This is a genomic window from Nocardia araoensis NBRC 100135, from assembly GCF_000308435.1.
In the GTDB taxonomy this organism is placed as follows: Bacteria; Actinomycetota; Actinomycetes; order Mycobacteriales; family Mycobacteriaceae; genus Nocardia; species Nocardia araoensis.
Window position 1 is genome coordinate 16,222 of record NZ_BAFR01000051.1, and the last position, 22,910, is coordinate 39,131.

At 69.9% G+C, this 22,910-nt stretch carries 21 protein-coding genes; 7 read left to right on the forward strand and 14 right to left on the reverse strand.

Going from position 1 to position 22,910, the window contains the following annotated elements:
• Positions 1-17: 17 nt before the first annotated feature.
• From ON21_RS07290 to ligD, 7 genes are all read right to left on the reverse strand, one after another.
• Positions 18-800: a MerR family transcriptional regulator gene (locus ON21_RS07290; RefSeq protein ID WP_039796668.1), complete on the reverse strand. Its 783-nt coding sequence runs from the start codon at positions 798-800 to the stop codon at positions 18-20.
• A 93-nt stretch (positions 801-893) separates the two neighbouring features.
• A complete protein-coding gene (locus ON21_RS07295; protein WP_039796684.1) occupies positions 894-2,399 on the reverse strand; it encodes a flavin-containing monooxygenase in 1,506 nt (501 codons plus the stop codon).
• A gap of 11 nt (positions 2,400-2,410) precedes the next feature.
• Entirely contained in the window at positions 2,411-3,340 is a 930-nt protein-coding gene (locus tag ON21_RS07300; protein ID WP_373281110.1) for a ferritin-like domain-containing protein, read from the reverse strand.
• Position 3,341: 1 nt separating this feature from the next.
• Positions 3,342-4,244 carry an SDR family NAD(P)-dependent oxidoreductase gene (locus tag ON21_RS07305; RefSeq protein ID WP_051020436.1) on the reverse strand — a complete coding sequence of 301 codons (903 nt, stop codon included), beginning with the start codon at positions 4,242-4,244 and terminating at the stop codon, positions 3,342-3,344.
• Position 4,245: 1 nt separating this feature from the next.
• The gene (locus tag ON21_RS07310) at positions 4,246-5,232 is read right to left on the reverse strand and encodes an alpha/beta hydrolase (RefSeq protein ID WP_039796669.1); all 987 of its coding nucleotides are present in this window, start codon (positions 5,230-5,232) and stop codon (positions 4,246-4,248) included.
• A gap of 400 nt (positions 5,233-5,632) precedes the next feature.
• Positions 5,633-6,583 carry a D-isomer specific 2-hydroxyacid dehydrogenase family protein gene (locus tag ON21_RS07315; RefSeq protein WP_039796670.1) on the reverse strand — a complete coding sequence of 317 codons (951 nt, stop codon included), beginning with the start codon at positions 6,581-6,583 and terminating at the stop codon, positions 5,633-5,635.
• A gap of 79 nt (positions 6,584-6,662) precedes the next feature.
• On the reverse strand, positions 6,663-7,631 hold the full coding sequence (ligD, locus tag ON21_RS07320; protein ID WP_039796671.1) for a non-homologous end-joining DNA ligase: 969 nt from the start codon (positions 7,629-7,631) through the stop codon (positions 6,663-6,665).
• A 111-nt stretch (positions 7,632-7,742) separates the two neighbouring features.
• On the opposite strand from ligD, the gene ON21_RS07325 reads away from it, so the two are divergent.
• Positions 7,743-7,982, forward strand: a complete 240-nt coding sequence (locus ON21_RS07325) for a hypothetical protein (protein ID WP_039796672.1) — start codon at positions 7,743-7,745, stop codon at positions 7,980-7,982.
• The gene (locus ON21_RS07330; RefSeq protein WP_039796673.1) at positions 7,979-8,287 is read left to right on the forward strand and encodes a hypothetical protein; all 309 of its coding nucleotides are present in this window, start codon (positions 7,979-7,981) and stop codon (positions 8,285-8,287) included. The genes ON21_RS07325 and ON21_RS07330 overlap by 4 nt, the downstream gene beginning before the upstream one ends.
• Before the next feature lie 585 nt (positions 8,288-8,872).
• Here ON21_RS07330 and ON21_RS07335 read toward each other — a convergent pair.
• The 7 genes from ON21_RS07335 to ON21_RS07365 all read right to left on the reverse strand — a co-directional run bounded on the left by ON21_RS07335 (position 8,873) and on the right by ON21_RS07365 (position 17,337).
• Complete coding sequence (locus ON21_RS07335) at positions 8,873-10,996, reverse strand: RecQ family ATP-dependent DNA helicase (RefSeq protein ID WP_086006381.1); 2,124 nt, start codon at positions 10,994-10,996, stop codon at positions 8,873-8,875.
• Positions 10,997-11,054: 58 nt separating this feature from the next.
• Positions 11,055-11,534 carry a hypothetical protein gene (locus ON21_RS07340; protein ID WP_174372140.1) on the reverse strand — a complete coding sequence of 160 codons (480 nt, stop codon included), beginning with the start codon at positions 11,532-11,534 and terminating at the stop codon, positions 11,055-11,057.
• A 98-nt stretch (positions 11,535-11,632) separates the two neighbouring features.
• Entirely contained in the window at positions 11,633-12,562 is a 930-nt protein-coding gene (locus ON21_RS07345; RefSeq protein ID WP_051020437.1) for an alpha/beta fold hydrolase, read from the reverse strand.
• 77 nt (positions 12,563-12,639) lie between these two features.
• Positions 12,640-13,863 (reverse strand): RtcB family protein, encoded by a 1,224-nt coding sequence (locus ON21_RS07350; protein ID WP_039796674.1) that lies wholly within the window; start codon positions 13,861-13,863, stop codon positions 12,640-12,642.
• A 91-nt stretch (positions 13,864-13,954) separates the two neighbouring features.
• Positions 13,955-15,034 (reverse strand): amidohydrolase family protein, encoded by a 1,080-nt coding sequence (locus ON21_RS07355; RefSeq protein ID WP_039796675.1) that lies wholly within the window; start codon positions 15,032-15,034, stop codon positions 13,955-13,957.
• A 1-nt stretch (position 15,035) separates the two neighbouring features.
• On the reverse strand, positions 15,036-16,406 hold the full coding sequence (locus ON21_RS07360; protein WP_039796691.1) for a type I glutamate--ammonia ligase: 1,371 nt from the start codon (positions 16,404-16,406) through the stop codon (positions 15,036-15,038).
• A gap of 52 nt (positions 16,407-16,458) precedes the next feature.
• Positions 16,459-17,337 carry a ribokinase gene (locus ON21_RS07365; protein WP_039796676.1) on the reverse strand — a complete coding sequence of 293 codons (879 nt, stop codon included), beginning with the start codon at positions 17,335-17,337 and terminating at the stop codon, positions 16,459-16,461.
• Between the two features lie 87 nt (positions 17,338-17,424).
• Between ON21_RS07365 and ON21_RS07370 the strand changes: the two genes are divergently transcribed.
• The 5 genes from ON21_RS07370 to ON21_RS07390 all read left to right on the forward strand — a co-directional run.
• Positions 17,425-18,690, forward strand: coding sequence for a glutamate-5-semialdehyde dehydrogenase (locus ON21_RS07370; protein ID WP_039796677.1), 1,266 nt, complete (start codon positions 17,425-17,427; stop codon positions 18,688-18,690).
• Between the two features lie 90 nt (positions 18,691-18,780).
• Entirely contained in the window at positions 18,781-19,662 is an 882-nt protein-coding gene (locus tag ON21_RS07375; protein ID WP_039796678.1) for an AAA family ATPase, read from the forward strand.
• A gap of 3 nt (positions 19,663-19,665) precedes the next feature.
• A complete protein-coding gene (locus tag ON21_RS07380; RefSeq protein ID WP_039796679.1) occupies positions 19,666-21,093 on the forward strand; it encodes a vWA domain-containing protein in 1,428 nt (475 codons plus the stop codon).
• Positions 21,094-21,101: 8 nt separating this feature from the next.
• Entirely contained in the window at positions 21,102-21,443 is a 342-nt protein-coding gene (locus tag ON21_RS07385) for an MmcQ/YjbR family DNA-binding protein (protein ID WP_039796680.1), read from the forward strand.
• A gap of 49 nt (positions 21,444-21,492) precedes the next feature.
• The coding region (locus tag ON21_RS07390; protein ID WP_039796681.1) for an HSP90 family protein at positions 21,493-22,910 on the forward strand (1,418 nt) is incomplete at its 3' end.

The window sequence follows — 22,910 nt, forward strand, 5'->3', positions numbered from 1 at the left end:
CGGCACTCTGCGCTTGTCTAGGAGGGTACGTCGCGCCCGGTTTCGCTGCGCTGTTTCTCACGCTCGGCGGCGGTGGCGAGATAGTCGCCGAGTTCGTGGCGCAGCGTGATGTCCAGCGAGCGGGCGAGCGTGGCGTGCACCGAGGCCACCGCCAGCTCCCGCATCTTGTTGAGCATCGTTGTGGTCTCGGCGATCTCGCTGCTGGTGTCGGGCAGCCAGCCGGGGCCGTGCTCGTCGATGATGTGCTGTTTGGCGGCGGTGATCATGATGTGCGTGATGTCATCGATCCGGTCGGCCACCTTGGCGTAGATCTCGATGAGCGTGCGCAGTTCCAGGCCGTACTCGTGCAGTTCGGCGAACGAGGTGAGCAACTGGGTCTCGGTGAACACCACCGTGTCGCCCTCCAGCCGGACCAGCCGCATCTCGCGAAGCCGGTCGACCAGCTCGTCGGCCTCGGCGCCGAGGATGGTGCCGATCAGCTCGCGGGGCACCTCGAAGGTCTCGTCCTTGGCCCAGGACGCCGTCACGGCGTGTTGCAGGCCGAGCACCTCGGTCAGGTCCTTGCCGGTCTCCCAGCTGGTGATGAAGTCGGCGATGTGCGCGGTGGTGAAGCCGCGCTGCAGCAGTGCGTCGATCAAGCGCAGCCGCTCGAGGTGCGCGTCGTCGTAGATGCTGGCCCGGCCGTCCTTGCCGACCGGCGGCGGCAGCAGCCCGCGTTCCTGGTAGGCGCGCACGTTGCGGGTGGTGGTGCCCGCGGCGCGCGCGAGGTCATCGATCCGGTATTCCGGCGTCGACCTCACCTCCCTCGCTGACCGGCGCCGATGGACCGGCGGCGCGCTGTAGAACTCCCTGCGGACCGAGTCTATCGTTCGCGCCGCCGGCGCCCCCGGCACTCAGGAAACCGTCGCCACTCGGTGTCGCCGCTGGTCGGCGGTCGATTCGACCACGAGGTAATCGTCGAGATCGACCTTGCGCAGCTGGTGGACGTACTGGGTGGCGAATCCCGGATACATGGTCGCGTTGAAGCCGTCCTCGGTGAGATACCAGCTGTGGCATCCCGAGTTCCAGGTGGTGGCCGACAGCCTGCGCTGGATGGTCGCGTTGTAGCGGTCCTGCCGGTCGCGGCGCACGTCCAGCATGCGCAGGTCGCGGTCCAGGATGGTGCCGATCGCGCCGACCAGGTAGTCGATCTGGGCTTCCATGTAGACCAGCGCCGAGTTGTGTCCCGGCCCGGAATTGGGTCCGAACGTCAGATAGAGGTTGGGATATCCGGAGACCGCCACACTTTTGTAGGCGTAGGCGCCACGCGCCCACTCGTCGGCGAGCACCCGGCCGTCGCGCCCGACCACCGGGATGGGCGTCCCGGTCTTGGATACGTCGAATCCCGTCGCGAAGACGATGCAATCCGCCTGGTGCTCGATGCCTTCCGCGGTGCGGATGCCGTGCTCGGCGATCCGGGCGATCGGCCAGGTGATCAGCTTACAGTTGTCCCGTTGCAGCGCGGGGTAGTAGTCGTCGGTCATCAGCAGGCGTTTGCAGCCGGCCCGGAAGTCCGGGGTGAGCTGGCGGCGCAGCCACGGGTCCTTGACCTGCCTGCGCAACTGCGCCTTGCCGACCAGCTCGACCACCCTGGTCAGCGGCGTGTTCCAGACCACGCCCAGCGCCACCGACTCGTGGCCGTAGAACCAGGCGCGCCGCGCCAGTTGCTCGGCGGCGGGCACCCGGCGGTAGAGCTCCTTGGTCAAGCCGTTGGTCTGCCGGTCGACCCGCGGCAGCACCCAGCCGGGCGTGCGCTGGAACACCTTGACCGCCGCGGCCTTCTCGACCAGCTCCGGGATGATCTGGACCGCACTGGCCCCGGTGCCGACGACCGCGACTCGTTTGCCGGCGAAGTCGTAGTCGTGATCCCAGCGCGCGCTGTGGATCTTGTGGCCTTTGTAGGTCTCGATGCCGCGGATGTCCGGGAAACTGGCATTGGCCAGCGGGCCGGACGCCAGCACGACGGTGCGGGCGAGGATCGGGTCCGCCTGGCCGTCGATCGAGATCTGCCAGACTCCCGCCTGCTCGTCGAACACCATGCCGGAGACGTTGTGGCCGAACCGGATATGCGGACGGAGCCGGAATTCCGCGGCCATCGCTTCGATATAGCCGAGGATCTCGTTGCTCCCGGAGTAGGTTCGCGACCAGTTCGGGTTCGGCGCGAAACTGTAGGAGTACAGCCGCGACGGAATATCGCAGGCCGCACCGGGATAGGTGTTGTCGCGCCAGGTGCCGCCGATCGCGGTGCCGCGCTCGAGGATCGCGAAATCGCGGATCCCGCGTTGTTTCAGCCGGATGGCCGTGCCGATTCCGGCGAAGCCGCCGCCGATGACGGCGACGTCGAGGGTGTGCGTGCTCATCGGATTCCCTGTCATGCGGCGGGCTTGTAGGTCAGTTCCTTCGACCAGGTCGGGTTGTTGCGCAGCAGCGTCTTCGGCACCAACCCGGTGATCTTCACCAGCGCGTCGGCCACCAGGTGATACGGGTGGCCGCGGTCGATCACCCAGCTGCCGTGCATCTTCACGATCTGGTACATCGGCAGCCTGCGGGCGAATTCACTGCGCTCGCCCACATTCGCGTACCGCTTGAGCGCTCCGTAGAGCTTCTCCTCGTCCACGCCCATCGCGACGATGTTGTCGCGCATCTTGTTCAGCAGCGGCACGTAACTCAGCACGCCGATGATCAGCGAGGGCTTGGCCCACCCACCGACCAGGTCGATGAGCAGCTTGCGCATTTCCGCGTGCCCGAGCAGGTCCATCACGGCGAAATCGACCGCCAGATGACGGGACTCGTCGGAGTTGATCTTCTTGAACGCCTCCTGGCAGACCGGGTCCTCGATCTCGTCCATGATGAACTTGATCAGCGCGCCGTCGAGCGCGACCTCGAGCATCGGGATGACGGTGCCGAGGAACGACAGCGACATATCGTCGGAGTACTTGTCGAGGAAGTCGATCACCAGTTTGACGTTGACGTTCGGCTGCGGAATCTCGTCGCCGTCCAACATGCCCCACCGGCGCATCAGCGCCAGCTCGGCGTTGGCGTGCTTCTGCTCCTCGGCATGGAAATAGCGATAGATCTCGCGCAGCGTCTCGTTCGGCGCTTTCTTGGCCATCGCCGCGAAGCCGCGCGCGCCCACGTTCTCGATCCACATCAGATCGGCCATGAACGGCTTGAGTTTGGCGTGCAGTTCCGGCGTGATCGTCTCGGCGCCAGGGGCGTCCCAATCGATGTCGGCCAGTGCCCACTGGCGATCCTTGATCTTGCCGAGCATGTCCTCGAAGTCCATCGCGATGGCGGCCATGTCAGACTCCTGTCTTGTCGGTGACCGACGTGCGGTCGGTGGTGGTCGAGTCCTCCTGTGGCAGCAGCCGATCCAGGAGCCCGAGGGCGAAGGTGTATTGCGCGGGGAAGTACCGCTTGAGCAGCCAGACGACGTGCGCGTCCAGCTGGGGGAGTACGTAGAGCTGTCCGCGGTCGTGCGCGTCCAGGGCGGTGCGCGCGACGCGCTCGGGGGAGAACCCGGTCCAGCGCATGAGGAAGTCGGCCAGCTGCGCGGATTCCTTGGTGATCCGGCCGTCGCGGGCGACGTTCGTGCGGACGAACGTCGGGCACAGGACCGTGACCGCGACGCCGGAGCCGCTCAGTTCGGCGGCCATGGTCTCCGACAGCGACAGCACGCCCGCCTTGGACACGTTGTAGGCGGCCATCGACGGAGCGGCGGCGAATCCGGCGGCCGAGGCGACATTGATGATGCCGCCGCGCCCGGCGGCGCGCAGCTGCGGGGCGAAGACCTCGCAGCCGTGCACCACGCCCCACAGGTTGATGCCCAGGGCCCACTGCCAGTCGTCGAATCCGATGTCTCCCACCGGTTTCCCGCCGATGCCCACGCCCGCGTTGTTGATCACCAGATCGACCGGGCGCTCGAAGATGGTTTCGGCGAAGCGGGCCAGCAACTCCACGTTCTCCCGCTGCGCCACATCGCAGCGGAAGGCGTGCGCGGCGCCCGGGTGGTCGCGGTCGATCAGCGCGACCGTCTCGTCGGCGCGCGCCTCATCGATGTCGGCGCAGATCACCCGGCCGCCGCGGGCCGCGATCTCCAGCGCGAACGCGCGGCCGATGCCGCTGCCCGCGCCGGTGACCACGGCTCGCGCGCCGTGCGTGCGCCGGGTGCGGCCCAGGGCCGCCAGCTTGTGCAATCCGAACATCTCAACTCACCTTTTCCGTGCCGGAGGTAGCGACCAGCGCCGCGCGCAGGAAGTCGGCGGCGCGGGCGACGGCCTGGTCGGCCTCGGGCACCACCATGGGAAGGGCCTGGAAGACGTGGAGTTGTCCCGGCCAGATCTCGAGTTCGCAGCTGCCGCCCGCGCGCCGGACCATCTCGCACAGCGCCTCTGCGTCCGCGCCGAGCATCTCGGTGCCGCCGACCTGCACCAGGATCGGCGGCAGCGCGAGACCGTGCGGGATGGTCAGCCGCAGGCGCGCCGCGTCGGCGGCCTGGCCGCTGGTGTAGGCCGCGGGCAGCCTGCTCGCGGCGGCGGCCGAGATGAGCGGGTCGGTCCGGACGCGTTCCCGCTCGGCCGCCAAGCCCAGGGTGAGATCCAGCAGCGGGGAGAACATCGCCACGGCCGCGGGTTGCGGCCGTCGGTGGCGTCCGTTCTCGACCAGGAGGTCAAGGGCGAGATGCCCACCCGCGGAGTCGCAGGCGATCACCAGGTCTTCCGCGGCGATGCCACGGCCGAGCAGCCAGCGGTAGCCCGCCTCGACGTCGTCGGCCGCGGCCGGGAACCGGTGTTCGGGCGCCAGGCGGTAGTCGGTGAGGAAGACCGGAAGCCCGGTCTCGGCCGACAGCCGGGCGGCGAGCCCGCGGTGGGTGCGGGCCGAGCAGATGACGTACCCGCTGCCGTGGATGTAGTAGACGGCTCGCGTCCCGAACGGCACGCCCGCCGCCCGGACCCACTCACCGCGCACCGCGCCCGAGCGGACCTGTGTGACGGACGTGCCCGCCGGAACGGGACCGCCGACGGCCATGAGCGTGGCGATGAGCTTGCGTGCGAACCAGACACCCGGCGGATTCATCGGCACCGCGCAGTTCAGCGGACGCAGGGTGAGTCTGGTGGCCGCCGCCGCGACGGTGGCGCGTGCCGAGGGTGCGGTGGGGACACCGGGGACCGAGGTCCTCGTCGACCTTGTCATGCGCTAAGAATCAGCGATGAATGTGCCAGTTGTCAATGGCACATTTGTAGAAGGCTGATTTGCTCGCCGGGTTTACCGTGGCGTATGGCGACATCGGAGGACGCCGACATCGCTGCCGCGACCGTCGGCGAATTGCGGCCCTATGCGGGTGGTGCTCGAGGAGTACGACCCGGCGTGGCCGGCCTGGTACGCGGAAGAAGAAGCCGCGATACCGCGACTGGCTGCGCACCCACGACGACGATCGAGGCGTATTACGAGAAGGCCAAACGGTAACTGGCGCAGCGTCGATGGAAGTTCGTGCAGCACTATGCCAACGCCAAGAGCGAGGTCATCGAGGAAATCCTCGACCGGGCGCTGTCCTGCTGAAGTGTTCGGATTCCCTGCGCGAGAACTGATTCCGTCAGTACCCGAGCGCGGGATCGACCGTTGCCAGTAGCGGACGGCCTGCGATGAATCGCTCCACATTCGCTTCCACATGGTCGGCGAACGCTGCCAGCCGCAGCTGGGGCGGATTCGAATCATGCGGCGTGACAATGGCATTCGGCAGCGACCAGAGCGGATGGCCCGCCGGGAGCGGTTCGGGGTCGGTGACGTCGAGCCCAGCGCCGCCGATCGCTCCGGAGCGCAGCGCGGCCACCAGCGCGTCGGTATCGATGAGGCTGCCGCGGGCGACGTTGACGACCCACGAGGACGGCTTGAGCCGCGCGAGTTCGTCCGCGCCGATGAGATGCCTGGTGGCAGGGGTGGCGGGCGCGGCGACCACCACATGATCGGTGTGCGGCCAGACCCGGCCGAGATGCTCGGCGGAGATCGTCTCGACCGACGGCGGGATGCCGGGGCCGGTGACCGGCCGTCCGCTGCGGTTCACCGCGATGATGTGCGCGCCGAGCGGCGCCAGCATCGGGATCAGCGCGCGGCCGATGCCGCCCGCGCCGACGATCGTCACCGTCTTGCCGCGCAGGCTGTCGACGTGCGGAAAGAAGTCCTGCTGCCGCCAGTCGGCCGCGCGCAGGTGTTCCGGCAGGTAGCGGACGCCCGCGAGCAGCAGCATGAGCGCGTGCTCGGCCACGCTTGCCGCGAAAGCGCCTGCGGCGGAGGTGAATCGCACACCGGGATGCCTGGCGATGACGCCCGCGGCGAACCATTCCTCGATACCGGCGGCCGGGAGCTGCACCCACTCCACACCGGCGGGCAGCTGCTGCGGGAACTCGCCCGGGCCGCCGACCCAGATCAGCCCTCGCGCCTCGTCCAGATCGGAGACGGCGGCGCCCGCCTCCACCACGGCCTTCTCCACCAGCGTGGGGGGAGGGTCGGCGGGGCCGATCGCGATCGTTACCGCAGGCCGGTTCATGGATGGACCTCCTTCGGAGCAGTAGGACGTGGTCGCGAAGCGGGTGGACGTTGCGACCGTAGCACCGCGGGGCGCGGCGCTAGGCCCCGCTCTGCTCGTCGTCGAGCTCCACGTCCACCTTGTCCCGCTCGGCCCACTCCAGGAGAGGATCCAGGTGGAACACCGCGTCATCCATGCCCGCGTGCAGGTCGCCGAGTTCGGCGAAGCGAGCGGGAACGGAGGACATGGTGAAGTCGCGCGGATCGATGTCGGGAATCTCGTCCCAGCGTACCGGTGTGGAGACCGTGGCGGCGGGGACGCCGCGCACCGAGTAGGCAGCGGCGATGGTGTGATCGCGCGCGTTCTGGTTGTAGTCGACGAACAGCAGCTTCGGGTCGCGGTCGCGTCGCCACCAGGTGGTGGTCACGTCATCGGGTGCGCGGCGTTCGACCTCGCGGGCGAACGCGAGCGCCGCCCGGCGCACCTCCTGGAATCCCCAGTGCGGCGCGATCCGGACGTACACGTGCAAGCCCTTGCCGCCGGAGGTCTTCGGCCACCCCACGGCACCGATCTCGTCGAGGACCTCGTGCACCACCGCGGCGACGCGCTGCACTCGCGGCCACGGGCAGTCCGGCATCGGGTCGAGGTCGATGCGCCACTCGTCCGGGCGCTCGGTGTCGGCGGCGCGGGAATTCCAGGGATGGAACTCGACGGTCGACATCTGCACCGCCCAGATGACGTCGGCGAGCTTCTCGACGCACAACTCGTCGGCGTGCCGTCCGTAGCGCGGAAAGTACACGCGCACAGTGGGAATCCAGTCCGGAGCGCCCGCGGGAAGCCGCTTCTGATGCACCTTGTCACCCGCGAGTCCTTTGGGGAACCGGTGCAGCATGCAGGGACGGTCACGCAACGCGTTGACGATGCCGTCACCGACGCTCAGGTAGTACTGCACCAAGTCGAGCTTGGTCGCGCCGGACTCCGGGAAGTAGACGCGGTCCGGGTTGGAGACGCGCAGCGTGTGGTCGCCGACCTCTAGCTCGATCGCCGACCCGGTGGATTTGCTGGCCACGGGTCGACTGTAGTGGCCGAGCCGGAGGATGTCGGTGCACCATCGCGAGCCGCCGCGACCGATGTCCCGTACCGGTCACCGGCGCTGCACCGCTCTGGTATGCATACGGGTATGAGCAAGGCGACGCGCGTGACCGTCACGCTGGATCCGCAGGTGGCCGAGTGGGCCAGAGAGGCCGCTGATCGTCAGCAGCGCAGCCTGTCGGCGGTGATCAACGCCGCGCTGCGCACCACGCTCGTGCACGACAGCCTGACCGCGCTGGCCATCGACGAGGAAGCGGAGCTCGCCGTCGCCTACGACGACCTGGCGCTCATCCAGGCAGTCGACGACGACGCCGACGGCGCCGCATGAGACGCGGTGAGGTCTGGCGCTACGCCCCGACCCTCAGCGACGGCACCCCCTTCCCGCGGCGCATGACGGTGGTGCTGGTGTCCGATTCGGCGGTGATCACTTCGCGCTATCGCTGGTTGCAAGTCGTTCCGCTGCGCGACGTCGACCCCGGCCACGTGCTGGCCACCCACACCGAGCACGGCTGGGCCGACACCCTGAAACTGCACCGCGCCTACCGGCCTTGGCTCACCGAACACCTCGGCGTGCTCACCCACGAGGAGACGGAATCCCTCGACGCGCGATTGCGGGCGACGCTCAGTCTTTGATTGCCGCGACTGCGTCGCCGCGAACGGAACAGGCTCGGTCTCGCTTCGCTCGAAAGGCGTGGTTGTGGTGCGCCGGGTACGTCGGTGTCGAAGCTCGCTACCAGGGGCACGCGGATTGCAGCGGCTGGCTGCCAGCTCGGCCTGCTCCTTCGGCGCCGCCGCGGCGGCCTCGCATACGCGCGCAGCGCCACGAACGGCGGATGCTCGGTCTCGCTTCGCTCGAAAGACGTTGTAGAGGTGCGCCCGGCGCGTCGGTATGAAAGCTCGCTACCAGCTGCACGCGGTTCGTCGTGGCGCTGTCGGCTCGGCCGACTTCCCGCTTGATCCTTCGTCGCCTGCAAACGCGAGCCGGGCCGCGAACGGCGGATGCTCGGTCTTGCTGTGCTCGAAATGTTTTCGACCGGTGGTCGAGTCGGTGTGGTGCCGAGCCGGTGACGTCGATGATGTCGTGATGCGCCTGGAGGCCGACCGGCGTCGCCTCGATGCGCGACCGCGGCGAATGCAGGTTGTCGGGGGAGATCGCCGCGGTGGGATCGGTGCGCACGGTCTCTGCCGCACACCCGATGTCCACGGCCAGTGCTGGTGTCAGGTCGGCGTGGCCAGGGCGAACGGCAGGATGGCGTCGGCGCCGGCCGCTCGGAGCGCATGGGCGGCGACCGTGAAGGTCCAGCCGGTGTCGGTGATGGCGTCCACCAGCAGGATCGGGCCTGGGACGTGGGTCAGGTCGGGGACTTCCCAGGAATCGAAAAGGCCCGCGACGCGATGCGCGGAGTTCGCCGCCGAGACGGGTGGACGGTCCGGGCGGGTGCGCAACGTGCCGAGGTCGTGCAGGCGGCCGATCTCGGCGAGGCGGGCGGCCAGGGTGGCGGTGAGCACGGGGTGACGCGGCGATTCCAGGGCCAGCACCGCGGCGGGGCGGGCGGCCCAATCCCACTCGCGCAGAACGGCGACGCAGGCGTCGAAGACCGCGTCGGGGACCGGATCGTCCGGGCCGTCGAGCAGCGCGCGCAGGCGCTGGCCCCACCCGAGGTCGGTCAGCCTGCCGAGGACGCGACCGGTCTCGGCGCCGCCGGTGATCTTGCCGGACAACGGGATTCCCAGTTTGGCCATACCGGTGGGCCACTGCTTGCGCGGCGCGAGGTCGAGGCCGGGACGGTCGAGTCGGGCCTTGGTGGCGGCCACCGCATCGGCCGCGACGGTGCGGTCGGGGCGGTGGCCGGTGCAGTTGTCGCAGCGGCCGCAGCCGGGCGAATCCGCGGACAACCCGGGGTCGTCCAGCTGGCGGCGCAGGAATTCCATGCGGCAATCGGCGGTCGACTGGTAGTCGATCATGGCCTGTTGCTCGCGCTCCCGGGCGATGGCCAGGCGCTCGTAGCGCTCGGTGTCGTAGGTCCACGGCCGGCCGGTGGCGATCCAGCCGCCGCGCACGCGGCGCACCGCGCCGTCCACGTCGAGCACCTTCAACACCATCTCCAGCCGGGAGCGGTTCAACTCCACCAGCGGCTCCAACGCCGCGGTGGACAACGCCCGCTCGGAGTCCAGCGCGTCGAGCACGGCTCGCACGATGTGCTCGCGAGGAAAGGCGACGGAGGCGAAATAGCTCCAGATCCGCGCGTCCTCGGGGCCGGGGAGCAGGATCACCTCGGCCCGGTCGGTGCCGCGCCCGGCGCGTCCCACCTGCTGGTAGTAGGCGATCGGCGAGGACGGCGCACCGATGTGCACCACGAAACCGAGGTCGGGTTTGTCGAAGCCCATGCCCAGCGCGGAGGTGGCGATGAGCGCCTTCACCTCGTTGTTCAGCAGCGCCGCTTCGAGCGCCTCGCGTTCGGCGGGGTCGGTCTGCCCCGTATAGGCGGCGACGGTGTGGCCGTGCGCGGTCAGCACGTCGGCCAGATCGTGTGCGGCGGCTACGGTGAGCGTGTAGACGATGCCGGAGCCGGGCAGCCGGTCGAGGTGTCCGCTGAGCCAGGCGGTGCGTTCGACGGCATCGTCGAAGCGGACCACCGACAGGTGCAGCGACTCGCGATCCAGCGTGCCGCGCAGCACCAGGGTGTCGGTGCCGATCTGGGTGGCGACGTCGGTGACCACCCGATCGTTGGCGGTCGCTGTGGTCGCCAGCACCGGGACGTCGGAGCCCAGGTCGGCGATCAGCGTCCGGATGCGCCGGTAGTCCGGCCGGAAGTCGTGGCCCCAGTCCGAGACGCAGTGTGCTTCATCGATCACCACCAGCCCGGCGTCGGCCGCGAGCCGGGGCAGCACCTGATCGCGGAAATCCGGGTTGTTCAGCCGCTCCGGGCTGACCAGCAGCACGTCGACCGCACCGGCGGCGACCTGTGCGTGGATCTCGTCCCACTCGGTGACATTGCCCGAGTTGATGGTGGCGGCGACCACTCCAGCGCGGTGCGCCGCCGCGACCTGGTTGCGCATCAGCGCGAGCAGCGGCGACACGATCACCGTCGGCCCGCGTCCGGCCCTGCGCAGGAGTTTGGCGGCGATGAAGTACACCGCCGACTTGCCCCACCCGGTGCGCTGCACCACCAGCGCCCTGCGCCGCCGTACGACGAGCGCCTCGATCGCGGTCCACTGATCCTCCCGCAGCCGAGCACCTGCCCCGGCCAGCTCGCGCAGCAGCTGTTCGGCGTGCTCGCGCAGGTCGGGGGCCGTGAGGTCGATCGGGGACGCGCCGGTGGCCGTGGTCATGCGCTCCATCGTGCCCGACGCCACCGACAGGCGGCGGCGCGGCGGGAGTGCGGCGCCACCGATCGGGTCAGCCGCGCGCGGCTCCTTCCGGCCACACGATCTCCACCGGCACGGCACGCCGACGAGCGAGTGCGACCACCGACCCGGTGCCGCCGCGCTGCCCTTCCTCGCCGTCCCACACCGCGATGAGCCGATCACACGATGCCAGCATCATCTCGTTCGCCGCCTCATAGGCGTCGGGCCCGGCGTCGTCGAAGTCCAACACCCGCACCGCCGCCGCCCGCGCGACGAGTTCGTCGAACAAATCGGCGTGGTCCGGCCGCACCTGCGTCTCCCGGTAGTCGCGCGACGGCAGTACCACTTCGAGCTGCCCACCGGCGTCCAGGACGGCCTTGGCGAACATCGAGTCGGCGCCACGGGCGAGGCAGCTCACGCCCACCAGGTCCGCGGCGGCGTACGCACCGAGTAGTGCACCGATTTCGGCATACACGAGCGGCTCGGTGGCCCGCGTGACGTTCGTATGCCCCGTGACCCCGATGCGCACCATGCAGGGATCTCCTATGCCGTCATCACCCGCGGTCGTATGCGATCTCGCAGTTCGGCCACGAGTTTCACATACTGCGGCTGCCGCGACGACGGTCGTGGTCAGGCGGGTCGCGCGGTAGCGGCTGCCAGCTCTGCCAGCCGATCCCGGACCAGATCCGGACGCTCCTCGAGAATGAAGTGGCCGCAGCCCGGCACCAGTTCCAGGCGGTAGTCGTCGGCACGCGCGGTTTCCTCGGCGGCGAGCGCGGGGTGGACCGCCGCGTCCTCCACGCCGAAGAGGGTGCGGATGGGAATCATCGCTCGACGTCGTTCGCCGCGTCCGGCCGAGCGCGGGACTTCACGCAGCAGAAAAGTGCGGTAGGTGTCGGTCGCGGCGCGGGCACAGACGGGGTCGCGGAAGCGGTTCGCGTAGACGCGGATCGCCGTGGAGCCGAACTTCTCGCGATCGCGTACGGCGCCGGCGAAGACGAGGTCCAGGAAGCGGGTGCGCCGGTGCAGGTAGGTGCCGAACGCCGCGACGGCGGGCTGGTAGAGCAGGAACCGCCACGCGTGCGGGAGAAAGCTGCGCGGCGTCTGCCACGGGTGCGCGATGTTGAGCGCCAGCAGCGCGTCGAATCGCTCCGGCTCGCGCAGCACGAGCAGGTGGGCGATGTAGCCGCCCCAGTCGTGGCCGACGAGCAGCACGCGTTCGAGGCCGAGCGCGTCCAGCAACGCGAGCAGGTCCGAGGCGACGTCCTCCTTGGCCCATCGGTGCGGCGCTGGGCCGGACCAGCCGTAGCCGGGCAGGTCCGGCGCGATGATCCGCAGTCCGTCCGGCGGGTCGGCGAGCAGGTGACGATAGGCGTAGTGATGCTCGGGCCAGCCGTGCAAGGCCAACACGGGGCGGCCGTCCGTCGGACCCGCCTCGGTGACGTGGAAACGCACGCCCCGGGCGGTGACGTAGGAGCGCCGCACGCCGGGAATCTCCGGCGGACCGGCCGCCGGGTCCGACCCGGAAGGGAGCGAGAAGAACGAAGGCCGCCTGGGCATATCCGATGGTATCCAGCAAACCGCCAGGACATCCAGACCGCCGCGCACCTCGGCCGACGCGCTCCTCGCCGTGACGTTCAGCCCTTGACGCAGAGCACCTGGCGCAGCGTCGCGACCACATCGACCAGGTCCCGCTGTGCCTCGATGACCTCGTCGATGTCCTTGTACGCGGCCGGGATCTCGTCCACCACGCCCGCGTCCTTGCGCGACTCGACGCCCTCGGTCTGGGCGATCAGATCGGCCACGGTGAACTGCTTCTTGGCCGCGTTGCGGCTCATCCGCCGTCCCGCGCCGTGCGAGGCCGACTGGAACGAAGCCGGATTCCCCTTGCCGCGTACGACATACGAGCGGGTACCCATCGAGCCGGGGATCAGGGCGAGATCGCCCTCGCCCGCGCGCACGGCCCCCTTGCGGGTGACCAGCATGGGCACGCCGTCGATGACTTCCTCCGCGACATAGTTGTGGTGACAGCTGATGGGCTGTTCGAAACGCACTCCGCGCTCGGCGAATTCGGCGGCGACCGCACGGCAGACCAGGGCCAGCATCACCGCGCGGTTGCGTGCCGCGTACTCCTGCGCCCAGGTGAGGTCGCGCCGGTATGCCTGCATCTCCGGCGTTCCGGAGACGAAGACCGCCAGGTCGCGGTCGGGCAGATCGACGTTGTGCGGCAGCGTGCGCGCGATCGCGATGTGCCGCTCGGCGAGCTCCTTGCCGATGTTGCGGCTGCCGGAATGCAACAGGATCCACACCCGATCGTCCTGATCCAGGCAGACCTCGATGAAGTGGTTGCCGCCGCCGAGCGTTCCCATCTGCTTGTGCGCCTTGGACTCGCGCGCCTGCACCCGGCTGTCCAGCGCGCCGAACGAACCCCAGAACCGATCCCAGCCCGCGCGCAGCGTCGGGGTGCTCGCCCCGAGCCCGGCGACCTGGCCGCCGAGCCGCGTGACGTCGACGGCGTCGTGATGCGCCTGGAAGCCGACCGGCACCGCCGCCTCGATGCGCGAGCGCAGCGAGCGCAGGTTGTCGGGCAGATCCGCCGCGGTGAGATCGGTGCGCACGCTCTCCATGCCGCACCCGATGTCCACGCCGACCGCGGCGGGGGCGACCGCGTCCTTCATCGCGATGACCGAGCCGACCGTGGCCCCCTTGCCGAGGTGCACGTCCGGCATCACGCGGACGCCATGGACCCATTTCAGCGCGGCGATGTTGCGCAGCTGCTGGAGCGCGGCCTGCTCGACCTCGTGCTCGTGGGCCCACATGAGCGTCTGCGCCTTGGTGCCGCGCAGCTCGACGGGAAACATGGTCTCGGTCCTTTCGTTGTCCGTGCCATCAACGGTAGGGACCGCGAGCACCCGGCGCACCCGAATATCCGACCGCCCGGAATGGTGGCGGTCAGCCGACCGCCTGCTCGAACCGTGGGGGATAGACCCGCTCGGCGTTCCCGTGGGCGATGGCTCCGACCAGGGCTTCGGCGTCCCCGGTGGTGATCGCGTCGTCGGCGAGCCACTCGTCGACCAGCTTGCCGAGACCGCGCCGCCAGAGCAGGGCGCCGAGGTAGTGCAGTTCCGGGAGCCCGTAGCCGTCGGATGAGTAGCACAGCGCACGGAACGGGGCGAGTTCCAGCGTCTCGGCCAGCACGGCCCCGGCCCGCTGCCCCACGTAGGGAATGGTCAGGCCGAGATCCAGATGGACGTGCTCGAAGACGTGCGCGAGATAGGCGGCGTTGCGATGGAACGGCCAGCAGTGCAGCAGCATCACCGAGAGCCCGGTGTTCGCCGTTCGGCGCAGGAAGTCGGTGAGCAGCAGCGGGTCGCCGTGCCGCAGGCGCAGATCCGGGTCGCCGAACCCGGTGTGGAATTGCAGCGGAAGACCGAGCTCGGCGCCGATGCGCGCGCCGAGGCCGACCAGCCACCCCAGGACGTCCGGATCGGTGAGCCGGTGTTCGGGCGCGAAACTGGTCGGCGGATGATCCCGCAGCGGGAAGTCCAGACCGCATCGGTAGGCCACGATCGTCTTCAACCCGACGGCGCCTGCCGCTCGGGCGCGCAATTCCGCCTCGATCCGCTCGTAGACCCCGGACACCGCGCCGACCTGCGCGACGACTCGCTCGGCCACTTCCTCCAGCCGGACCACCTCGCGCACCTCCCCGCCCACAAGATCGGCGAAATCCGCTGTTCCGCCGCCTATCCCGGTGTCGAGGAACCATCGGGTCACCCCGGTCGCGCGCAGCAGCCGGGCGGCCACCTCACCTCCGCCCAGCCGGGCGCGATGCCGGAGGTAGACGTCCGGGCTGACGTGGGCGGGCAGATCGAGCGCGGGGGCGCACCAGCGGCGCACGGCGAGCCCGAGCGCGGAATCGAAACTGCCGTGCGCGCCTTCCCCGAGCAAGCGCTCGAATCCGCGCCGATCCAGGTTCTCGGTGCGCACCCCGTGACAGTGGTGGTCGGTGAGCCGGACACCGTCGGTGAGCATGTCAGAACCGCCAGCGGGTGAGCGCGACCAGCTCTTCGGGGCTCGCCGCGGCATACCGCTCGGCCTCGGCGCGGCGCACGGTGAGCAGCGCGTCGTGCAGTTCGACGCCCATGGCGTCGGCGAGCACCGCGGACGCGGCGAGGTGGTCGGCGGCTTCGGACGGGGTGGTCGGTAGGCGGCGCACATCCGACATCATGCGTGCTTCGGCGTCGAAAGTCGCGGGGTCCCCGGTGATCTCGACCGGAAGACGCAACTGTTCGGCGGCACCGGCGAGCCCGGCCGCGATCACCGACCCGACGATCAGGTACGGATTGCCGGTCGCGTCGAAACATTTGATCTCGGCATTGGCCGCCCATGGCTCCGTGCCGCGCACCCCGGTGACGAAGCGCAGCGCCGCCTCCCTGGTCTCGCGGCCCCAGCACTGCCAGACCCCCGCCCAGCGCGACGGCTCCGACCGCAGGAAACTCGCCGGATTTCCCGCGCCGACCGCGACCAGCGCGGGCAGTTCGCGCAGCACTCCGGCCAGGAACGCCTCGCCGGTCCGCCGCATGCCGTGCGGTCCGTCGCCGCCCGCGAACAGCGGTCCCTCCGCGTCGGTCACCGACAGGTGCAGATGCGCTCCGGAACCGGCTCCGCCCGGTTCGATGCACGGGGCGAGCAGCGCGCGCCAGCCGTGCCGCGCGCTCACCTGCCGGATGGTGTGCCGGACCAGTACGGCCTCGTCGGCGGCGGCGACCGGCTCGGACGGTTCGACCGACAACTCCAGTTGCGCGAGCGCGTATTCCGGATGGAACTGCGCGACGGTGACGCCTTGTCGTTCGAGCGCCGCGACCAGGTCGGCGGCGTAGTCGGCCACCTGCCCGAGCCGGACCAGGCCGTAGGCGGGGCCGTGGATCGCGGGTGTGAAGTCGTCGGTGCCGTCGGCGCGGCCCACCGCCCACTCCGTCTCGAACGCCATGGACAGCCGCAGCCCGGCCGCCTGTGCGGCCGCGGTCTGACGGGCCGCGAAGTGGCGCTGGCAAGCGACGAAGCGGGTGCCGTCCTGGGTGTATTTGTCCGTGGGCGCCCATGCCCAGCCGGGCTGGCAGGCCAGTTCCGTGAGCATGCTCAGATCGGGGACGAGCCGCAGATCGCCGTCGGGTCCGCCGAGATAGCGACCGATCGCCATCAGGTCGTCGAAGGCGAAGGTCTCGAAGCACGGCGACACCCCGACGCCGTACCAGGACGCCAGGTCGAGCCGCTGCTCGGGGACGGCCTTCACGCGCGTGATGCCCGCGTTGTCCACGAAACTCAGCGCGACCATGGACGCGTTCAGCCGCTCGATCGGCGCGGTGCCGCCCTCGGCGGGAATGCGATCCGGCGTGGTGGCCATGCCCATCACGATATCGGCTCGGACGCAGCGGCAGCCGCCGCGGCGCGCGTCGCTACTCCGCGACCATGGCGGCGGTGATCTCCTCCCGAGCTGGGATCGAACTGCTCGCGCCCAACCGGGTCGTCGCCAGCGCTCCGGCCGCGCAAGCCCAGGTCAGCGCCCATTCCGGGCCTCGATGCCAGGCCGCGGCCAGCGCGCCGGTGAAGGCGTCGCCCGCGCCGGTGGTGTCGACGACATCGACCTGCGGGCTGGGCCGGGAGAAGCGGGCGCCGTCCGGTCCGCGATAGTCCGCGCCCGCCGCCCCGCGGGTGACGACCAAGTGCGCGACGGTGTCGAGGTCGGCGTCCAGTTGCTCGGCTTCGCCCGAATTCACCACGGCGACATCGACATTCGTCCACAGATCGGCGGGCAGCGCACGGGCCGGTGAGGGGTTCAACAGCACTGTGGTGCCGTGCGCGCGGGCGTGGCGAGCCGCGGCGGCCACCGTGTCCACCGGAATTTCCAACTGGCACAACAAGATATCGGCGGCGGCGATCGCCGCCAGGTCGTCCTCGGTCAGCTCGGACATCCGCGTGTTGGCGCCCCCGACGACGATGATGCTGTTCTCGCCGTCGTCATCCACCACGATCGTGGCGATGCCGCTCGGCCCGGCGACCGTGCGCAGCCGGTCGGTGAATACCGCGGCGTCGGTCAGCGACCTGCGTAGTTCACCGGCGAAGACGTCGTCGCCGACCGCCCCGAGGAAGCGGACCTCGCCGCCTGCCCGCCGCGCCGCGATGGCCTGATTCGCGCCTTTCCCGCCGGGCACCATGGCGAAGCCGCTCCCGAGGACCGTCTCACCGGGGACCGGCCTGCGCGCGGTGGTGGTCACCAGATCCATGTTGATGCTGCCGAGCACCACGATCGCGGGAACGTCCGATTCGACCGTCATATCGCCGGACGGTAGTCGCCTCGCCCGGGTGGCGCACGCGTCACCGCGGGTGGGATCGGCGGTATTCCCGGTGCGTAGGCTGTACCCATGACGGTAGGAACGACCACCCAGCCTGATGTCCGCGAGGTGGTGCACGAGGCCGCGCGCAAGGCCAGGGTCGCGTCGCGGGCGCTCGCCCAGCTGACGACCGCACAGAAGAACGACGCCCTGCACGCCGCCGCCGACGCACTGCTGGCCGCCGCCGATCGGGTGCTGGCCGCCAACGCCGAGGACATCGCCGCGGCGCAGGCGGCGGGCACCGAGGAGTCGCTGCTGGACCGGCTGCGGCTGACCAAGCCCCGCATCGACGGCATCGCCTCGGGGTTGCGGCAGGTGGCCGGGTTGCCCGATCCGGTGGGTGTGGTGGTGCGCGGCTCGACGCTGCCGAACGGCCTGGAGATCCGGCAGGTGCGCGTGCCGCTCGGCGTGGTCGGCATGGTGTACGAGGCCAGGCCGAACGTCACCGTCGACGCGTTCGGGCTCGCGCTCAAGTCCGGTAACGCCGCCCTGCTGCGCGGCTCGTCCTCGGCGGCCCGGTCCAATGCCGCGCTCGTCGCGGTGCTGCGCGAATCGCTTGCCGCGCAGGATATCCCGGCTGATGCCGTGCAGTTGCTGCCGAGCGAGGACCGTTCCAGCGTCACCCATCTGATCCAGGCCCGCGGTCTGGTCGACGTGGTCATTCCGCGCGGCGGCGCGGGACTGATCAACGCGGTCGTGCGCGACGCGCAGGTGCCGACCATCGAGACCGGCACCGGCAACTGCCACGTCTACGTACACGCCGCCGCCGACCTGGACATGGCCGAGCGGATCCTGATCAACGCCAAGACCCGCCGTCCCAGCGTGTGCAACGCGGCCGAGACCGTGCTGATCGACGCCGGGATCGCGGACACGGCGCTGCCCCGGCTCACCGAAGCGCTGGAGCGTTCCGGCGTCACCATCCACGGCGACCTGCCGGGCCAGGTTCCGGCCACCGACGCCGACTGGGGCGAGGAGTACCTCACCCTGGACATCGCGCTCAAAGTGGTCGACGGTCTGGACGCGGCGGTGGAGCACATCAACACCTGGGGCACCGGCCACACCGAGGCCATCGTCACCGGCGACCTCGCCGCGGCCCGTGAGTTCACCAGCCGGGTCGACGCCGCCGCCGTGATGGTGAACGCCTCCACCGCGTTCACCGACGGCGAGCAGTTCGGCTTCGGCGCCGAGATCGGTATCTCCACTCAGAAGCTGCACGCGCGCGGCCCGATGGCCCTGCCGGAGCTGACCTCCACGAAGTGGATCGTCTGGGGCGAAGGACAGATCCGGCCCGTCTGATCGGCGTGCACGGCGGTCGCGGCCGATGCCGAGTCGGCATCGGCGCGGCGCTGCCGTAGCGTGGGGGATGGTTCGGAAGGAAGGTGCCGGGTGGTGTCGGAGAGCGCAGTACAGGAGCCGATCTTCACGTCGGTGGACGACGTGATCGAACGGTTGGCGAGCACGGGCTACCTGGCGGACAAGGCCACCGCCACCTCGGTGTTCCTCGCAGATCGCCTGGGCAAGCCGTTGCTGATCGAGGGACCGGCGGGTGTGGGCAAGACCGAGCTGGCGCGCGCGGTCGCGCAGACCTCGGGCGCCGAGCTGGTGCGGTTGCAGTGCTACGAGGGCGTCGACGAGGCCCGCGCGCTGTACGAGTGGAACCACGCCAAGCAGATCCTGCGCATCCAGGCGTCCAGCGAGAACGACTGGGAGGAGACGAAGGCCGACGTCTTCACCGAGGAATTCCTGCTGTCGCGCCCGCTGCTGACCGCGATCCGGCGCGCCGATCCCACGGTGCTGCTGATCGATGAGACCGATAAGGCGGACGTCGAGATCGAGGGCCTGCTGCTCGAGGTGCTCAGCGACTTCGCGGTGACGGTACCGGAGCTGGGCACGATCACCGCCAGCCGCAAACCGTTCGTCGTGCTCACCTCCAACGCCACCCGCGAGTTGTCCGAGGCGCTCAAGCGCCGCTGCCTGTACCTGCATCTGGATTTCCCGGACGAGGAGCTGGAGCGGCGCATCCTGGCCAGCCGGGTGCCCGAGCTGTCCGCGGCGGTCGCCGCGCAGCTGGTGCGGATCGTGCACGTGCTGCGCGGCATGCAGTTGAAGAAGCTGCCGTCGGTCGCCGAGTCGATCGACTGGGGCCGCACGCTGCTGGCGCTCGGCTTGCGAGATCTGGACGACACGACCGTCCGCGCCACACTCGGTGTGGTGCTCAAACACCAGAGCGACCACCAGCGCGCGCTGGCCGAACTGAAGCTGGCCTGAGCGATGGCGACCGGGCCGGTACCCGCGGAGGTGGCGGCACTGAGCGCGCCGCACGGCATTGCGGGGCATCTGGTCGGCTTCGTGGAGGCGCTGCGGGCGCGCGGGATACCGGTCGGACCTTCGGAAACGGTGGACGCGGGCCGCGTGGTCACCGTGCTCGACCTGATGGACCGGGAGGTGCTGCGCGAGGGACTGGCGTGCGCGCTGCTGCGGCGCACCACCCACCGCGCGACCTTCGACGGGCTGTTCGACCTGTGGTTCCCCGTCGCCGTCGGGCAGCGCGCCGCCGGCCAGGACGAGCTGGAGATTCCGCACACGCCGTCGGGAGATGTGGACATCCCGGCGCTGCGCGAGCTGCTCGCGGAACTGCTGGCGCAGGAGTCGGCGACCCCGCAGCTGGAGGCGCTGGCCGCGCAGCTGGTCGAGCAGCTCGGCCAGTACCAATCCGCCCGCGGTCCGTCCTTCTCGTCGTACCAGGCGCTGAAAGAGGTGCAGCCGCAGACGTTGCTGGCGAAGATCCTCGCCGGGATGGCCCTCGGGCCGGACGCGAGCGAGTTCGACGCCGAGATCGCCCGCCGCGCCGCCCGGCAGCGAATCGCGGGCTTCCGCGCGACCGTCGAGGCCGAGACCAGGCGACGGGTCGCCGAGCAGATCGGGCGCGAGCGCGTGGCTGGCTACGGCGTCGCCCGGCAAGCCGAGGAGGTCGACTTCCTGCGCGCCTCCGAGGCCGAACTCGGCGAACTCAAACGCAGTACCCAGCGTTTGGCCCGGATCCTGGCTTCGCGCCTCGCGGCGCGCCGCAGGCACGCCCGCCGCGGCGCCATCGACCTGCGCCGCACCCTGCGCGCGTCGATGTCGACGGGCGGCGTGCCCATCGACCTGGTGAACCGCAAGCCGCGTCCGGGCCGCCCCGAACTCGTTCTGCTGTGCGATGTCTCGGGCTCGGTGGCCGGATTCAGCAACTTCACGCTGTTGCTGGTGAGCGCCCTGCGCGAACAGTTCTCCCGGGTGCGCATCTTCGCGTTCGTCGACCAGATCGACGAGGTGACCCGGTTCTTCGATCCGCACACCCAGCTGGACCGGGCGATGACCCGGATCTTCGGTGAGGCGAACGTCGTCGGCCTGGACGGGCACTCCGACTACGGCAACGCGCTGGCCGGGTTCGCCAGGGACTTCCCGGACGCGGTCACCAGCCGCAGCTCGCTGCTGATCCTCGGCGACGCCCGCACCAACTACCGCGACCCCGAGCTGAACACCCTGCGGTCGCTGGTCGAGGTGGCCAAACACGCGCACTGGCTCAATCCGGAACCGCGTAACCAGTGGGGTTCCGGCGATTCCGCGGCGGACAAGTACCGCGACGTGATCGAGATGCACGAATGCCGTTCGGCCAAACAGCTCACCGCGGTGGTCTCGCGGCTGCTTCCGGTGTAGGAGACGGCATGGACGATGCCGCGCTGCTGAGCTACTGCCTGGCCAAGCCGGGCGCCTGGCAGGACGAACCGTGGGAGGGCGACGTGGTCGCCAAGGTCGGCGACAAGATCTTCGCTTTCCTCGGCGCGACGTCGGTCGGACTCAAATGCGGGCGGACCCGCGAGGAGGCCGACGAACTGATCCGGGTGTACCCGCAGGACGTGTCGGCGTCGGCCTACATCGGGCGGTACGGGTGGAACGTCATCCGGTTCGGCGGCGCGGTCTCGGATAACGAACTGTACGAACTGGTCGATCTTTCCTACGACGCCGTCGTGAGCAAGCTGCCGAAGAGCAAGCGCCCGCCCGCCTGAAAGGGTTCGTTAAGCCGATCTTTGGCGTGCGCCGACAAGATCGGCGGCCATGGGGAACAGAACGCCGGACGATCCGGCGGCGGTGCACAACAACTACTCGTTTCAGGTCGACCTGCGCGGCATCGTCGATCTGCTCTCTCATCATCTCTACTCGAGTCCGCGGGTCTATCTGCGCGAGCTGTTGCAGAACGCCGTGGACGCGGTCACCGCTCGTGTGCGGCTGGACCCGACGGCCCCCACCGGCATTCGGCTCACCGTGGACGAATCCGGGCTGCGGATCAGCGATCCCGGTGTCGGTTTGACCGAGGCCGATGTCCACCGGTTCCTGGCCACCATCGGCCGCTCGTCCAAACGAGACGATATCGAAGGCGCGCGACGGGAGTTTCTCGGACAGTTCGGGATCGGGCTGCTGGCCTGCTTCACGGTGGCCGAGACCATCCGGGTGGTCACCCGATCGGCCGTCGATTCGACCGCGTCGCCGGTCGAGTGGCTGGCCCGCGCCGACGGCACCTACTCGGTGCGTTCGGTGGATCTCGACGAGTACCCGGAGCCGGGAACCACGGTGTGGCTCACCCCGCGCGGCGGAGCCGGGGAGTGGCTGCGGCCGCAACGGGTGATCGACTCGGCGCGCGAGTTCGGTTCGCTGCTGCCGTACGAGGTGACGGTGCGGTCGGACGGTGTCGTGACGACGGTCACCGAAGGCGTTCCGGTCTGGCGTCGCGCGTATCCGTCGCCGGAGCGGCGCAGGGCCGCCCTGCTCGACTACGGTCGCCGGACGCTGGGCTTCGCTCCGCTCGACGCCATCGAACTCGATGCAGGCGCGGCGGGGGTCAGCGGTGTGGCCTACGTGCTGTCCCACCCCGGGAACCCGTCGGAGAGCAGTGCGCACCGGGTGTACCTGAAAGGCATGCTCTTGGGCGACGCGGTGCGCGGCGTACTACCGGATTGGGCGTTCTTCGTGCGCTGTGTGCTCGACACCGACACGCTGCGCCCCACCGCGTCGCGGGAGGGGCTCTACGAGGACGAGCGGCTCGCCGTCGTCCGTGAGGTGCTCGGTGATCGGATCCGCGACTGGCTCACCGAGATCGCCGCCGAACAGCCGCAGCGGCTGGCCGCGTTCCTGGCCGTGCACGCGCTCGGCGTGAAGGCGATGGCGAGCCATTCCCTCGATCTTCTGCGAATCATGCTGCCGCACTTGCACTTCGAGACCACCGACGGGCGCGTTCCGCTCACCGGGTTCGCCCGTGATCACCGCACCGTGCGGGTGACCGCGACGGTCGAGGAGTTCCGTCAGGTGGCGGCCACCGCAGCCGCGCAGGGCATCGGCGTCGTCAACGGCGGCTACGCCTACGACCGGGAGTTGATCGCGCAACTGCCGCGGCTGCTGCCCGGCGTCGAAGTGGTCGCCCTGGATGTCGAAGCGATCGCCGCGGCGCTCGACCCGGTCGACCCCGGCGACGAACTGGC

What these genes read in the sequence shown, in the direction of transcription:
- ON21_RS07295 (WP_039796684.1), bottom strand. Translation starts at nt 2,399, where the DNA reads ATGAGCACGCACACCCTCGACGTCGCCGTCATCGGCGGCGGCTTCGCC.
- ON21_RS07300 (WP_373281110.1), bottom strand. Translation starts at nt 3,340, where the DNA reads ATGGCCGCCATCGCGATGGACTTCGAGGACATGCTCGGCAAGATCAAG.
- ON21_RS07305 (WP_051020436.1), bottom strand. Translation starts at nt 4,244, where the DNA reads ATGTTCGGATTGCACAAGCTGGCGGCCCTGGGCCGCACCCGGCGCACG.
- ON21_RS07310 (WP_039796669.1), bottom strand. Translation starts at nt 5,232, where the DNA reads ATGACAAGGTCGACGAGGACCTCGGTCCCCGGTGTCCCCACCGCACCC.
- ON21_RS07315 (WP_039796670.1), bottom strand. Translation starts at nt 6,583, where the DNA reads ATGAACCGGCCTGCGGTAACGATCGCGATCGGCCCCGCCGACCCTCCC.
- ON21_RS07325 (WP_039796672.1), top strand. Translation starts at nt 7,743, where the DNA reads ATGAGCAAGGCGACGCGCGTGACCGTCACGCTGGATCCGCAGGTGGCC.
- ON21_RS07330 (WP_039796673.1), top strand. Translation starts at nt 7,979, where the DNA reads ATGAGACGCGGTGAGGTCTGGCGCTACGCCCCGACCCTCAGCGACGGC.
- ON21_RS07335 (WP_086006381.1), bottom strand. Translation starts at nt 10,996, where the DNA reads ATGGAGCGCATGACCACGGCCACCGGCGCGTCCCCGATCGACCTCACG.
- ON21_RS07340 (WP_174372140.1), bottom strand. Translation starts at nt 11,534, where the DNA reads ATGGTGCGCATCGGGGTCACGGGGCATACGAACGTCACGCGGGCCACC.
- ON21_RS07345 (WP_051020437.1), bottom strand. Translation starts at nt 12,562, where the DNA reads ATGCCCAGGCGGCCTTCGTTCTTCTCGCTCCCTTCCGGGTCGGACCCG.
- ON21_RS07350 (WP_039796674.1), bottom strand. Translation starts at nt 13,863, where the DNA reads ATGTTTCCCGTCGAGCTGCGCGGCACCAAGGCGCAGACGCTCATGTGG.
- ON21_RS07355 (WP_039796675.1), bottom strand. Translation starts at nt 15,034, where the DNA reads ATGCTCACCGACGGTGTCCGGCTCACCGACCACCACTGTCACGGGGTG.
- ON21_RS07360 (WP_039796691.1), bottom strand. Translation starts at nt 16,406, where the DNA reads ATGGCCACCACGCCGGATCGCATTCCCGCCGAGGGCGGCACCGCGCCG.
- ON21_RS07365 (WP_039796676.1), bottom strand. Translation starts at nt 17,337, where the DNA reads ATGACGGTCGAATCGGACGTTCCCGCGATCGTGGTGCTCGGCAGCATC.
- ON21_RS07370 (WP_039796677.1), top strand. Translation starts at nt 17,425, where the DNA reads ATGACGGTAGGAACGACCACCCAGCCTGATGTCCGCGAGGTGGTGCAC.
- ON21_RS07380 (WP_039796679.1), top strand. Translation starts at nt 19,666, where the DNA reads ATGGCGACCGGGCCGGTACCCGCGGAGGTGGCGGCACTGAGCGCGCCG.
- ON21_RS07385 (WP_039796680.1), top strand. Translation starts at nt 21,102, where the DNA reads ATGGACGATGCCGCGCTGCTGAGCTACTGCCTGGCCAAGCCGGGCGCC.